Origin of the sequence: Caldisericum exile AZM16c01 (assembly GCF_000284335.1) — a bacterium.
Classification (GTDB): Bacteria; Caldisericota; Caldisericia; order Caldisericales; family Caldisericaceae; genus Caldisericum; species Caldisericum exile.
On record NC_017096.1, the window covers coordinates 727,388 to 740,740 of the forward strand.

Sequence of the window (13,353 nt, forward strand, 5' to 3'; positions counted from 1 at the left end):
TCCTATTTTTCAAGTAATTCCCTTAATACTTCCTCTTTTTTATTAAGATCAAAAGTGTAAAAAATTACTCCATTTATATCGTAACCTTTAACTTGCAAAGTAACAACGCTATTAAAAGTTGCAACTACGAATTTCTCTTTTTCCATCAACACAATAAAACCACTTTTTCCTAAATTTTTCAACTTATGAGCCATTGCCTCGAAACCTTTTCTTGAGATGTTTTCGAATACTTCCTTTATTATCTTTTCACTACTTAACCTTTTTATAACCTCATCCAAGAGTTTCTCCTCAAGACTTCGATTAATATTTGAAAGCATTTTATTAACGTTAATTGTTTTGTTAATTTTTGATATGAGTTCTGATTCGCCTGTCGTAAGCATCTGTGATATTTGTTCAATTATTTTTGTTTTTTCTTGGAACATTTTAAGCGCTCTTATTCCCGATGCAAAGTAGATCCGTGTTAACTCTTTTTTTGTCTTTTCGGCCTTGATAACCTTAATTATTCCTATTTCACCAGTTCTTTCAACATGTGTTCCACTGCACATTGAAATATCAAAACCATTAACCTCAACTATCCTTATTGATCCTTCAACATCAATCTTTTTTCGCAAATTCAACTTCTCAAGATCTTGACTACTTACGTAATATTTTTTTACTTCCCGATTTTCCAAAACTATCTTGTTTGCAAGAAGCTCAGCCTCATAAATTTTTTTATCATCTATTTCAATTGAGTTCAAATCAATTGTTGAATAATATTCGCCCATATGGAAACTCACTGTTTCTATGTTATATAATTTTAAAAACGCTTGTGAAAGAATATGCTGAGCCGTGTGTTCTCTTGAAATTTCGAGTCTTCTTTCTCTGTCGATAATGCAGATAGGGTTTTCTTCAACGTCTAAGGTATCAACCTCATGAATTATTCGCGAGTCCCCTTCTTTTACAGAAAGTATTTTAGCTTTTCCAATGTAGCTTCTATCTCCGAGCTGTCCACCTTTTCCATCAGGATAAAAATTGGTTTGTTCAAGTTCAACAAAAAATTTTCCATTATTTTCAAATTTGTCTTTTACTTTTCCTTTAAATTCAAATATATCGTAGTCTATCATAATTCAATTTCTCCTTTGAATACAAATCGTGCATCTCCTTCTAAAAGGTTTTCTGACTCTTTGATAATTACTGTAAGATCGCCTCCCAGGGCTTTTACGGATATTACATTATTTCCACCGAAGAACTCATGCAATACGTATGCAGAAGCAACTGCACCTGTTCCACAAGCAAGCGTTTCTTCGTAAACACCGCGCTCAATTGTCCTAATTTTTATTGTGTTTTTATTAACAATTTCAATAAAGTCAACATTAATTCCATAAGGGAAAAGTTTGAAGTTTTTTGCAATCTTGACGCCTTTTGCTTTTGGAATTTTATTAATATTCATCATTGGGATTACTGCGTGAGGTTCTGATGAATTTACAATATATAGTTTTAAAGAAAATAAGTCTAGTGTTGTTTGGTAATCTTCTTTAAAACCTATAACAAAATTTCCAAGTTTTTGGACTGGTCCCATAGATACCACAAATCTACCATCGGCTACTTTTTTAACTTCTTTTAAACCGGATAGTGTTTCAATCTTTATACTTCTTTTACCAAAAAATTTGTCGAAATACAATCCAACACAACGAGCCCCATTTCCACACATTTGAGATTCGCTACCATCTTTTTCAAGAACTCTCATTTTGATATCTGCAACGTTGCTTTCTTCAAGATATAAAAGAGAATCACCACCAATTGATGCGTGTCTATCAAGTAGCATCCTCGCTACTTCTAACGGATATTCTAACTTATTGGAACGTCCGTCAATAATAACAAAATCGTTAAGCGCTCCTTCGAATTTGTAGAATTCAAGAATTTTTCCTTTCGACATCTCCACCAAGCCTTTGTATTTTCTCTATGTAATTTTCATAACCTCTATCAATATGTATAGGGTCTAAAACTTTACTTATTCCTTTTGCAGATAAAGTTGCAAGTAGAAGCGACATTCCTCCTCTTAGGTCTTTTGCTACCACAACTGAAGGTTTCAGTTCTTTTACTCCGGTAATGAAAGCAGAGATACCTTCAACTTTAATATTTGCACCCATTTTTATGAGGTCGTCAACAATTCTAAACCTATTTTCAAAAACAGTTTCCGTTACGACACTTGCTCCATCAGCAAGTGTAAGTAGGGTCAAAATTTGAGATTGTGCGTCTGTTGGAAAGCCTGGGTAAGGTAGAGTTTTAACCGTTGTTGGTGACATTTTTCCTGTATATTTTGCTACAATTTCGTTTTCTTTAACAGAAATGTCAAGACCAATTTCTTTTAATTTCATTATTACTGCCTCAAGATGCTCTGGGATAGTTTTTTTTACTTTTATTTTTCCTTTTGTTAAACCCGAGAGTATTAAGTAAGTTGCAGATTCAATTCGGTCTGGGATTATTGAGTATTCTATAGGTCTTAATTTTTTTACCCCATGGACTATAATTGTACTTCCAGTTCCATTTACCTCTATATTTGCTCCTGCAAGTTTGAGAAAATTAATTAGGTCTCTTATTTCAGGTTCTCTTGCCGCATTTTCAATAATTGTATCTCCTTCAGCAAACACTGATGCCAGAATAATGTTTTCGGTTGCGCCTACGCTTGGCATGTCTAAAAATATCTTGTTACCTTTAAGTCCTTTTGGCGAGTTTGCCTTTAAGATACCCTTGTCCCAATTAAATTCAACTCCAAGACTCTCAAGTCCTTTTATGTGTTGGTCTATAGGACGTTTACCAATATTACATCCACCTAAGCCAGCAATTGAAGCTTTTCTGTGCTTTGCGATAAAAGCGCCTAAAAGAGTTTGAGTGCCTCGTATATTTTCTGTTTCTTCAGGTGGAATTTCTGGTTTATAGGAAGAGGTTGCATCTATTTCAACTTCATGATCTCCTTCTAAGACATTTACTCCAATCTTTTTAAGTTGAAAGAGAAATTTTTTGACATCCAAGATATTCGGAATATTGTTTATATGGCACTTTCCCTCAATAAGTAAACAAGCTGATAAAACTGGAAAGGCAGCGTTTTTTGATCCAGAAATCTCAACTTCACCTTTAAGAACCTTACCACCATTTACTTCAAGATATTCCATCGTTTCCTCCGTTCAAAAGATAATCAAAAACAATTTTTGCTATTCTAATTCCTGCCTTACCATCTCCAAATGGATTTTTGTTTGAAATCATTTTCTCATATTCTTCTTTATTTTTTAGAATTTTCTCTACTTCGGAAATAATTCTTTCTTTGTTAGTTCCAACAAGTCTTACTACTCCACTTTCTATTGCCTCTGGTCTTTCTGTTGTGTCTCTCATTAGAAGTACTGGTTTCCGTAATGTCGGTGCCTCTTCTTGGATTCCACCTGAGTCAGTAAGGATTAGATCTGCTCTTGATAGAAGTTTTACAAAAGAAAGATAGTCCATAGGTTCAACGAGAATTATGTTCTGTGTATCGCTTAAAATTCTTTTTACGGTTTCTCTCACTATTGGGTTTTTATGGACTGAAAACACAATTTTAAACTCATTTCCAAATTCTTCTGCTATAGATTTTATTGCATTGCAGATCTCTTCCATAGGCTTTCCCCAATTTTCTCTTCTATGAGCAGTTACTACTATGTATTTCTCGTTTGAGTTTACTGGCAAATCAATTTTTATGTTCTTTTGAATAATTTCCATTAGTGCATCTACAACAGTATTGCCCGTTACATAAATTGAACTTTCATTCACGCCTTCTCTTAGAAGGTTTTCTTTCGCCTTTTCGGTAGGCGCGAAGTACAGATCAGTTAGTGCATCGGTTAATTTTCTGTTCATTTCTTCTGGGAAAGGAGAATATTTATTATAGGTTCTTAGTCCTGATTCAACATGACCTACAGGAATCTTTTCGTAGAACGCTGCAAGCGCTGATGCAAACGTAGTAGTAGTGTCTCCGTGAACAAGAAGAATATCAGGGTGATCACTATCAAATATGTCTTTCAGCCCGGTTAAAACTTTATTTGTAATCTTCGTTAGTGTTTGCTTTTCTTCCATTACTTTAAGGTCATAATCAACATTAATATTGAAAAGTTCAATTACTTGTCGTAGCATTTCTTGGTGCTGACTTGTTATAATAACCTTTGTTTCAATTTCTTTAAATTCTTTCAAAGCCTTATAAACGGGATACATTTTTATTGCTTCTGGTCTTGTTCCAAAAATGAGAAAAACTTTCTTTTTCATCATTTTACTCCAAATGTAAGTATAACTCCGGTTACTGAGAGAACTAATGTTATTATATAGTAGATTAAAGCTATTTTTCTTTGCGAAAGCCCCTTCTTGAGTAGCCTGTAGTGTATATGCTCAGTGTCATATTTGAAAGGGGAACCGCCGTGCATAATTCTTCTTATTATGGATGTAAAAACCTCCGCTATTGGAATGCCAAGGACAAATATTGGAAGAGCAACTGAAAGAAGCGTTGTTGTCTTATAGGCGCCTACTATTGAAATGATAGATAGCATATATCCTAAAAGTCCTGCTCCAGAATCGCCCAAGAATACTCGGGCAGGATGAAAATTATAAATGAGGAACGCAACAAGACTTCCGCAGAGTCCTATAAGAATTAGAGCAAGATTTAAATGTCCTTTATACATAGCAGTTATAGCAAGAAAGAATGAAGCAATAGCAGAGACACCTGAAGCTAGTCCATCAAGTCCATCTATAATATTTATTGCGTTTATAAGCCCAACAATCCAAAGCGCAGTTAAAATGCTTCCCAGAAATCCAATTTTAATGACGGTATCAGTAAATGGGATTGATAATTGAGTAAACTGAGTTCCAGTAAAAATTGCTATGAATGCAGAAAGAAATTGCACGGAGAATTTTTGTCTAACAGTTAATCCATATTTATCATCCATTAAAAGGCCAAAGAATAAAATTGTAGCGCCTAAAATAATACCGAGAAACTGCTTATTAAATTTTTGAATGATAAGAAATAATATAACAATCGAGATGTAAATCGATATACCACCTGACCTGGGGACTGGCTCTTTGTGTATCTTTTTTCTATCACTTGCTTTTGGTAAGTCTATTATCTTAAATTTATTTCCCAAAAAAATTGCAAGCGGTGTAGAAAACGAGGATACAAAAAATCCGATTAGGAAATAGTAAGAAATGTTAAAAAAGTTTTTATTTATAAAACCAATTATTTCTTTCATTTTGTTCCAAAAAGTCTGTCTCCTGCATCTCCCAAACCGGGCACAATATAACCGTGGGAATTCAATTTTTCGTCGATTGCTATTGTGTAGATCTTAACATCGGGATGGTCGAGCTCTATCTTTTTAATTCCTTCTGGTGCAGAAATAAGACAAACAAAGAAAATCTTTTTTGCATGTGCTTCTTTCACAACTGTTATTGCCTTTGAGGCAGAGCCTCCCGTTGCAAGCATTGGATCCACCACAAAAACTGAAGAATTTTCAATGTTTGTAGGTAATTTACTGTAGTATTCAACAGGTTCAAGTGTCTGAGGATCTCTGTAAATTCCAATGTAACCAACACGTGCTTGTGGAATTAAATCAAGAATACCTTCTGCCATTACAATTCCTGCACGGAGTATTGGAACAATTGCAATATCCTCGTCAATGACATAACTTTTTGTTTTTTCAATTGGAGTTTCTATTTCAACTTCTTTAAGTTTTGTGTCTCTAAAAATTTCATACACCATCAAAGCCGAAAGTTCCTTTACTAACTCTCGAAACTCTTTTGGATTTGTTTCTTTTTTTCTAAGATAAGTAAGTTTGTGCTGTATAAGTGGGTGTCTTATCAAATTTACATTCTCCATTTCTCCTCCTTTATATATACGATATGTTGGGATAAATAGGAAACTTTTTTGTTAGTTCTAACACTTCGTTTCTAATTAATTCTAATTTCTTTTCGTCGTTTCTTGATTCGATTGCTCTGTCTATGAGTTCTGCTATGTATTCCATTTCGGTTTCTTTCATTCCTCGAGTTGTAAGAGCAGGGGTACCTAATCTTAAACCACTTGTTTCTGTTGGTGGAAGAGGATCAAATGGAATAGACTCTTTATTAGTTGTTATATAAACGGAATCCAAAAGCCTTTCTGCTTCCTTGCCAGTAATGTTTTTAGACCTTAAATCTATTGAAAGCAAATGATTGTCAGTTCCGTTTGTTATGAGTCTGAAACCACGTTTCATTAATGCATTTGCAAGTGCCTTTGCGTTGACTACGACTTGTTTTTGGTATTCTTTAAATTCATCAGTCATTGCTAATTTTAGTGCAACAGCCTTTGCCGCAATTACATGCTCGAGTGGGCCACCTTGAATTCCAGGAAAGACAGCTTTGTTGAGTATTTTTTCATGTTCCTTTTTAAACAGGATCATGCCACCTCTTGGACCTCGAAGAGTTTTATGGGTCGTTGTGGTTACAAAGTCGGCATAAGGAATAGGAGAGGGATGAACTCCTGCCGCAACCAAGCCTGCAATATGAGCCATGTCAACCATAAGATACGCCCCAACACTTTTTGCAATCGTTGCAAATTTTTCAAAGTCGATAAACCTTGGATATGCACTTGCTCCAGCAACTATAACTTTTGGTTTGTATTGTTTTGCAAGGTCCTCAACCTGATTGTAATCGATAAGCTCTGTCTCTTTATCTACTCCGTAGTGCACAGCATTGAAGTACTTACCAGTAACACTTACTGGACTCCCGTGGCTTAGATGTCCGCCTGCCGAAAGATCCATGCCAAGTAATGTATCACCTGGGTTCATTGTAGCAAAATAGACTGCAAAATTTGCTTGAGTTCCAGAGTGCGGTTGCACGTTTGCTCCTTCTGCTTTGAAGAGTTCTTTTGCTCTTTCTATAGCAAGAGTTTCTACAACATCAATATACTCACAGCCACCATAATACCTTCTCTTTGGATATCCTTCAGCGTATTTGTTTGTTAAGACGGATCCTTGAGCTTCAAGAACAGGCTCCATAACATAATTTTCAGATGCAATAAGTTCGAGTTTCGTTCTTTGTCTTTCAAGTTCATTTTGCATCGCTTGTGCTAATTCCATGTCTACATCTCTAATCTTCACTTTTTTACCTCCTTAATTAAAAGTTTGAGATAGTGCAACAAAATAAATATTTCCGTTTTTTATACTTTTTTTAAAAGCCTTTGTAACTTCTTTTGCAGTACTTCCTGTTGTGTAAACATCGTCAAATATTAAAATGTTTCCAGAGTATTCTCCTTCTACAATAAAGGCATTTTTTAAGTTTTCAATTCGTTCCTTCTTGGAGAGATTTGTTTGCTTTTTTGTTTCCCTAATCTTATAAAGATTTTCAATAATAGGTTTTTTGGTTTTGAGCGAAATATCTTTTGCAAGAAGATATGTCTGGTTATAGCCTCGTGCTCTAAATTCTTTTTTTGACATTGGTACAAAACTTACGAAGTCAAATTTTATATTGTTTAATTCAATAAAGTTGAGAATTAGAGGTGAAAAAAATTTTGATAAAACCTTATAACCTTCAAATTTAAACTTTTTTATCAGTTCTTCCATTACTCCTTCATAACGAGTCATTCCATAATAGTATACCATTTCTTCGTGTAAAATCAGAGGATATTCATTAAATTTAATATTTTTTACACAATCATCGCATACAAATTTACTTTCATACAATTTTTTTCCGCACACAGTACAATGCGCTGGTGCGAACAATTCAAGGAAAAACTCTTTAATGTATGAGTTGTAAAAGGAGTTCAAAATTTCTTTTTGCATCTTCTTTTGCTTTGATTACCTTATCCTTAATTTTCGATTCAAAATTATCTTTTTCTTTTAGGAATTTTGTAAAAATCCTTGAAAAATTTGACAATTTTAGATCTCTCAAATCTATTCCTTCAATCTCAAAATAATTTGAGATATTTTGCACCTTCTCGTCGTAAAAGATTGGAAGGACAGGTTTTTTAAGTAAGAGAGAAAATACTACTGAGTGGTATCGCATCCCCACAATGGATTGAGCACCGCTAAAAATTGAAAATACATCGTCGATATTTTCAGGAATTACTACTTTAAATTTTGTTTTTTCTTCTACTTTTTTTGCTATATCAAGGTCAACGTCTTTATAAAAAGGAACTAAAATTGTTTCACACTCTGTTTTGTAGTGCATGAAACGTACGATATCTGCAAGTTCTTCGACATCAAAGCGCTCATTTCCTTTTATCTGAAACACATTGTAAGGTTCATCGAATGTAAATTTTTTGTAAATTTGCGGTTCATATAGAAATGCAAGATCCTGTGTTACATGTATTTCTTTTTTTACTCCTATGCTTTTAAGAAGGTCCTTAGACTCGTTGTCTCTAACTGTAATGAGGTCTACTTTTTCGAGAACACTTTTTAGCAATTTTTTATCGATATTTTTTGTGATTGGACCAATGCCTTGAGCAAAGACAATGCTATATTTCTTAAAGAATTTTGGAATTGTCAAAAGCGAAAGGTAATAATAAAGGCTTCTTGAACTTGTTTTATCTTGAAGTAATCCACCTCCACCAGAGATAAAAATTTCTGACACTTTAATTTCATTCAATATTTCAAATAAATTTGTTCTTATAATCTCGTTTTCTTTATTTTTAGATTTTGTTAAAAAAATAGGTTCAATATTTAGTCTCGTAAGTTCTTTTTCAATGACGTTTTTTATTGCTTCATCGCCTAAATTACCAAACCCAAAGTATCCTGAAATGATTGCTCTCAATCTTCGATCCTCCCTGTGATTAATTTAAAAGAAAGGACGATTAGATTTTTAAGTCTAAATATCCGCTCAGGTTGAGTAACTGTTCGATAGAGCCACTCAATTCCAAGTTTCCTTACCCAAGAAGGGGCTCTCTTTACTTTCCCGCTCCATACATCAAACGATCCACCTATTCCAATATTTACTGGGACGTCCAAATCTTTATTTTGAACAATCCATTTCTCTTGTTTTATTCCACCCATTCCTACAAAAAGTATATCTGGTTTAGAATTTCTAATTATGTCTCTTATCTCTCTATCATTTGTAAAATACCCATTATGACTGCCAACGATTTGTAAATTAGGAAAATTTTCTTTTATCGTTTTTATGGCAGATTGCAGTATATCTTCTTTTGCTCCTAAGAAAAATACCTTATATTGCCTTTTTTCTGCAAGATTTAATAACTCCCATGCAAATTCAATTCCTGGAATTCTCTGTGTGATTCTTTCTCCAAATCTTTTTGCACCAAGCACAACTCCAATTCCATCAGGTATTACAAGATCTGCTCCTTTAAGTATGTTTAGAAAATCCTTTTCGCTTATTGCTCTTGAAAGCATTTCGCCATTTATCGTTACAATAAGGTGAAATTTCTTTTCTTTGATGAATTGTTCTACAATCTCGAGATTCTCTTCAATAGTTCTATTTGAAACCTTTATTCCCAAAAATTCGATGACTTTCTTTGGAGTAAATCTTCTTTTAAATGCTTCTTTAAGGAAAGTAGGTAGACTTAAAATGCGAGGTAGTCTTTTTGGGTCAAGTACAAATCTATAAAGCCATTCGAATCCAAGTTTTTGAATGATATGTGGCGCTCTTCTAAACTCATTTGCATATACGTTAAATGTACCGCCTACTCCCATTGCAAACTTAACATTCAGTTTGCCAAGGTTCTTGTATATAAATTTTTCTTGTTTTGGAGATCCCATTCCAACAAAAAGAATGTCAGCGTCACTTTTTGCAATAGTTTCGACAATTTTTTCTTCATCTTCAAAGTATCCGTTATGAAAACCTGCAATTTTCAAATTCGGAAAACTATTTTTAATATTTTCAATTGCCTTTTTTATGCTTTCCTCTTTTGTGCCAAGAAAGTAGACTTTGTAACCTTTCTCTTCAGAAACTTTTAATAATTCTGTAAAAAGATCTATACCAGTTAACCTTTCCTTTATTTTTATGCCTTTAAATAATTTTGCGGCAAATATAATTCCCACACCATCAATAAAATTTAAGTGAGAATTTTTTAAAATATCATGCAGTTCATTATCATTGTAGGCCTTCATAGCTTTCTCAGGATTAATTGCAACGGCAAAGTGAGGCTTATCCTCTTCGAGAAGATTTTCTATATATTTAATTGCTTCTTCTTTTGTGAGGTTGTCTACTGGTATGTCAAAAATTTCAATTCTCATATCGTATAGTAATGAAATCCTAAGTTAGTTACTTTTTCCTTGTTGAATACACCTTTTGCATCAAAAATTATTGCATCTTTCATTAGAAGGCTCTTCCATGTATCAATGTCGTATGAAATCTCATTGTGAATAATTGGTATTACTATAACATCTTTTGCACTTAGTAACGCCTCAAAATGTCTTTCATCATCATCGAAATTGCCTTTAACTTTAGGGTCAAAGAAGGAGACTTGCGCGCCTTTTGCCTTTAGTATTTCCTTGAGCATTATTGCAGGACTTTCAGAAATATCAGATGAATTATCCTTCATTGCAATTCCAAGGAAACCAATTTTTGAATTATTAATATTTTTCCCAACCTTTTGAAGCGCATTCTCAATAATTTCTGCAATGTCTTTTGGTCTTCTATCGTTTACGGATCTTGCTGCATGTAGCAATGGCATCTCAAGTCCAATCTTATCGCTTAGATAAAAAATATATTTTGAAGCAAAAGGAATGCAATGACCGCCTACACCAATTCCGGGTGTCAGGAGCTTAACCCTTTTGTGTGTATTTGCAACCTTTATGACTTCCATTGTATCAACACCCAAAGCCTTAGTTAAGTTTGCAAGTTCGTTTACAATTGCAATATTAACATCTCTTGATGCATTTTCTATGAGTTTTGAAATTTCTACTACTTCTGGTGAACTTGCTTCGATTACATTTGGGTTTATAAGTTCAAGCAGTCTTTTTGCTCGCTTTGTTCCCTCAATGCTTAATCCAGAAACTGCAACTGGCATTGTCTGAAATTCTTCAAATGCTCTACCTTCAGCGATCCTTTCCGATGAATATGCAAGGTAAAAATCTTTTCCTTCTTTTAATCCACTTGTCTCTTCAATGAGGGGTTTAGCAATATTTTTTGTAGTAAGTGGAGGGACTGTTGAGCGAATAAGCACGATTGAATCCTTTTTTAAGTTTTTACCAATTGACTTCATTGCATTTTCAAAAACACTCATATTGACTTTGTCGTTTTCTATTGGGATTCCAACTGTGACAATGATTTCTTTTACGTCCCTTAAACCTTCCTCATAAGAGTCTGTGGGTTCAAAAAGGCCATTTTCCAGACTTTCCTTAAGAATAGTCTCAATGTGTTTTCCGTTGTATTCTTCATAAACATGTGTTTGACCTTTTTTAAGTCGTTCAATATAATCTTTATTTATATCGATACCAACAACTTTTACTCCATGAAGAGCGTATGTAAGCGATAATGGTAAGCCAACAAACCCTAAACCTATAACTGCAATCTTTTCCATTTTAACCTCCCAAAAATTAACTTCCAAAGGGTATTTTATATTAAAACTTGTATTTTGCAAAATGATGGAATGAGTGTTGCAAAAAATACAAGCGCGTTATATAATTTAAAAGACGCGCCCATAGCTCAACTGGATAGAGCAACGGTCTACGGAACCGTCGGTTGCGGGTTCGACTCCTGCTGGGCGCGCCATTATTATTTCTTAAGCATTGGCATTTTTATGTTATGTTTTTTTGCAGTTTCAATTGCAATCTCATATCCTGCATCTGCATGTCTTACAACACCACTTGCAGGGTCGTTATGGAGTACTCTTGCAAGTTTTTGTTGTGCCAAGTCTGTTCCATCTGCTACAATTACGAAACCTGCATGAATTGAATAACCAATGCCTACACCTCCACCATGATGTACAGAAACCCATGTTGCACCTGAAGAAGCATTAAGTAATGCATTAAGAATTGGCCAATCCGCAATTGCGTCTGATCCATCAAGCATTTTTTCTGTCTCTCTATAGGGAGATGCAACTGATCCTGTATCATGGTGGTCTCTTCCTATTACAATCGGCGCTTTTATTTTTCCGTCTCTAACTAATTTGTTTATCTCAAGACCAAAGGCTTCTCTTTCACCTTGCCCTAACCAACAAATTCTTGCTGGTAATCCCTGGAAATGAACCTTTTTGTGTGCAAGATCGATCCATTTTCTTAGATGTTCGTCTTTCGGGAAAAGGTTTAAAACAACCTGGTCAGTAAGATAGATATCTTCAGGATCTCCAGACAAGGCAACCCACCTAAATGGACCTTTTCCTTCAGAGAAAAGTGGCCTTATGTATTCTGGGACATATCCAACTATTTCAAAAGCATCTTTAGCGCCATGGTCAAAGGCATTCCTTCTGAGATTGTTTCCATATTCAAATACCTTTGCACCTTGCTTTTGCATTTCAACCATTGCATCTACATGTTCAACCATGGAGTCATAAACTCTCTTAAGATATTCATTAGGTTTTTCTTTACGCAATGCGTTTGCTGTTTCAACCGTGAATCCCTTTGGAATATACCCATTGAGAGGATCATGTGCAGCGGTTTGATCGGTTATAACATCAGGTATAAACCCTTCTTTAAGCATACGTGGTAAAACGTCCACAATGTTTCCTAGAAGACCTATTGAAATTGGTTCATTTCTCTTTTTGTGCGTTAACGCAATATTGATTGCCTCTTCATAGCTATCAGTCCACGTATCAAGATAGCCCGTTTTTAAGCGTCTGTCTATCATTCTTTTATCAACTTCAACTGCAATTACAACACCGTCATTGAGAGTCACTGCAAGTGGTTGTGCACCACCCATTTCTCCCAAACCTGCCGTTACAACGATTCTTCCCCTCAAAGTGTTTCCAAAGTATTTTTTTGCAACTGCATAAAATGTTTCATAGGTGCCCTGAAGGATACCTTGAGTGCCTATGTAAATCCAACTTCCCGCGGTCATCTGCCCATACATTATTAGTCCGCGTTCTTCAAGTTCTCTAAAATATTCCCATGTTGCCCATTTTGGTACAAGCATTGAATTTGAAATTAGGACTCTTGGAGCCCATTCGTTTGTCTTGAATACAGCAACCGGTTTTCCAGACTGTATAAGAAGCGTCTCATCATTTTCTAATTCCTTGAGTGACTCAATTATCGCATCAAAGCATTCCCAATTTCGTGCTGCCTTACCAGTTCCACCGTACACGATTAGATTTGCAGGATCTTTTGCAACTTCTGGATCAAGGTTGTTCATAAGCATACGTAGTGGTGCTTCTGTTTGCCAACTCTTACATGTTAATGCTGTTCCTCTTGGTGCTCTTATTACTCTTTCCATACCTACCTC

12 protein-coding genes and 1 tRNA gene are annotated in these 13,353 nt (G+C 34.8%); 1 reads left to right on the forward strand and 12 read right to left on the reverse strand.

Annotation, left to right across the window (positions count from 1 at the left end):
• Positions 1 to 2: 2 nt before the first annotated feature.
• The 11 genes from CSE_RS03555 to CSE_RS03610 all read right to left on the reverse strand — a co-directional run bounded on the left by CSE_RS03555 (position 3) and on the right by CSE_RS03610 (position 11,497).
• Positions 3 to 1,103, reverse strand: coding sequence for an alanyl-tRNA editing protein (locus tag CSE_RS03555; RefSeq protein WP_014453276.1), 1,101 nt, complete (start codon positions 1,101 to 1,103; stop codon positions 3 to 5).
• Complete coding sequence (gene dapF / locus CSE_RS03560; RefSeq protein ID WP_014453277.1) at positions 1,100 to 1,915, reverse strand: diaminopimelate epimerase; 816 nt, start codon at positions 1,913 to 1,915, stop codon at positions 1,100 to 1,102. Before dapF ends, CSE_RS03555 begins: the two co-directional genes overlap by 4 nt.
• Positions 1,893 to 3,152 (reverse strand): UDP-N-acetylglucosamine 1-carboxyvinyltransferase, encoded by a 1,260-nt coding sequence (murA, locus tag CSE_RS03565; RefSeq protein WP_014453278.1) that lies wholly within the window; start codon positions 3,150 to 3,152, stop codon positions 1,893 to 1,895. The genes dapF and murA overlap by 23 nt, the downstream gene beginning before the upstream one ends.
• Positions 3,139 to 4,266, reverse strand: coding sequence for a non-hydrolyzing UDP-N-acetylglucosamine 2-epimerase (gene wecB / locus CSE_RS03570; RefSeq protein WP_014453279.1), 1,128 nt, complete (start codon positions 4,264 to 4,266; stop codon positions 3,139 to 3,141). The genes murA and wecB overlap by 14 nt, the downstream gene beginning before the upstream one ends.
• The gene (locus CSE_RS03575; RefSeq protein WP_014453280.1) at positions 4,266 to 5,240 is read right to left on the reverse strand and encodes a glycosyltransferase family 4 protein; all 975 of its coding nucleotides are present in this window, start codon (positions 5,238 to 5,240) and stop codon (positions 4,266 to 4,268) included. Before CSE_RS03575 ends, wecB begins: the two co-directional genes overlap by 1 nt.
• Positions 5,237 to 5,863 carry a uracil phosphoribosyltransferase gene (gene upp, locus CSE_RS03580; RefSeq protein ID WP_014453281.1) on the reverse strand — a complete coding sequence of 209 codons (627 nt, stop codon included), beginning with the start codon at positions 5,861 to 5,863 and terminating at the stop codon, positions 5,237 to 5,239. Before upp ends, CSE_RS03575 begins: the two co-directional genes overlap by 4 nt.
• Before the next feature lie 10 nt (positions 5,864 to 5,873).
• A complete protein-coding gene (locus CSE_RS03585; RefSeq protein ID WP_041726397.1) occupies positions 5,874 to 7,100 on the reverse strand; it encodes a serine hydroxymethyltransferase in 1,227 nt (408 codons plus the stop codon).
• Between the two features lie 33 nt (positions 7,101 to 7,133).
• Complete coding sequence (locus CSE_RS03590; RefSeq protein WP_156785892.1) at positions 7,134 to 7,583, reverse strand: ComF family protein; 450 nt, start codon at positions 7,581 to 7,583, stop codon at positions 7,134 to 7,136.
• A gap of 175 nt (positions 7,584 to 7,758) precedes the next feature.
• Positions 7,759 to 8,772 carry a polysaccharide pyruvyl transferase CsaB gene (csaB, locus tag CSE_RS07880; RefSeq protein WP_014453284.1) on the reverse strand — a complete coding sequence of 338 codons (1,014 nt, stop codon included), beginning with the start codon at positions 8,770 to 8,772 and terminating at the stop codon, positions 7,759 to 7,761.
• Positions 8,769 to 10,208, reverse strand: a complete 1,440-nt coding sequence (locus CSE_RS08290) for a WecB/TagA/CpsF family glycosyltransferase (protein WP_014453285.1) — start codon at positions 10,206 to 10,208, stop codon at positions 8,769 to 8,771. Before CSE_RS08290 ends, csaB begins: the two co-directional genes overlap by 4 nt.
• Positions 10,205 to 11,497, reverse strand: coding sequence for a nucleotide sugar dehydrogenase (locus tag CSE_RS03610; protein WP_014453286.1), 1,293 nt, complete (start codon positions 11,495 to 11,497; stop codon positions 10,205 to 10,207). The genes CSE_RS08290 and CSE_RS03610 overlap by 4 nt, the downstream gene beginning before the upstream one ends.
• Before the next feature lie 114 nt (positions 11,498 to 11,611).
• On the opposite strand from CSE_RS03610, the gene CSE_RS03615 reads away from it, so the two are divergent.
• A tRNA-Arg gene (locus tag CSE_RS03615) sits at positions 11,612 to 11,688 on the forward strand.
• Between the two features lie 3 nt (positions 11,689 to 11,691).
• Here CSE_RS03615 and hutU read toward each other — a convergent pair.
• Positions 11,692 to 13,344, reverse strand: a complete 1,653-nt coding sequence (gene hutU, locus CSE_RS03620; RefSeq protein ID WP_014453287.1) for a urocanate hydratase — start codon at positions 13,342 to 13,344, stop codon at positions 11,692 to 11,694.
• Positions 13,345 to 13,353: the final 9 nt, after the last annotated feature.

Excerpts from the sequence above, each read along its gene's own strand:
- CSE_RS03575 (WP_014453280.1), bottom strand. The coding sequence starts at position 5,240 with ATGAAAGAAATAATTGGTTTTATAAATAAAAACTTTTTTAACATTTCT.
- upp (WP_014453281.1), bottom strand. The coding sequence starts at position 5,863 with ATGGAGAATGTAAATTTGATAAGACACCCACTTATACAGCACAAACTT.
- hutU (WP_014453287.1), bottom strand. The coding sequence starts at position 13,344 with ATGGAAAGAGTAATAAGAGCACCAAGAGGAACAGCATTAACATGTAAG.
- CSE_RS08290 (WP_014453285.1), bottom strand. The coding sequence starts at position 10,208 with ATGAGAATTGAAATTTTTGACATACCAGTAGACAACCTCACAAAAGAA.
- CSE_RS03555 (WP_014453276.1), bottom strand. The coding sequence starts at position 1,103 with ATGATAGACTACGATATATTTGAATTTAAAGGAAAAGTAAAAGACAAA.
- murA (WP_014453278.1), bottom strand. The coding sequence starts at position 3,152 with ATGGAATATCTTGAAGTAAATGGTGGTAAGGTTCTTAAAGGTGAAGTT.
- wecB (WP_014453279.1), bottom strand. The coding sequence starts at position 4,266 with ATGAAAAAGAAAGTTTTTCTCATTTTTGGAACAAGACCAGAAGCAATA.
- dapF (WP_014453277.1), bottom strand. The coding sequence starts at position 1,915 with ATGTCGAAAGGAAAAATTCTTGAATTCTACAAATTCGAAGGAGCGCTT.
- CSE_RS03610 (WP_014453286.1), bottom strand. The coding sequence starts at position 11,497 with ATGGAAAAGATTGCAGTTATAGGTTTAGGGTTTGTTGGCTTACCATTA.
- CSE_RS03590 (WP_156785892.1), bottom strand. The coding sequence starts at position 7,583 with ATGGAAGAACTGATAAAAAAGTTTAAATTTGAAGGTTATAAGGTTTTA.
- CSE_RS03585 (WP_041726397.1), bottom strand. The coding sequence starts at position 7,100 with ATGGAATTAGCACAAGCGATGCAAAATGAACTTGAAAGACAAAGAACG.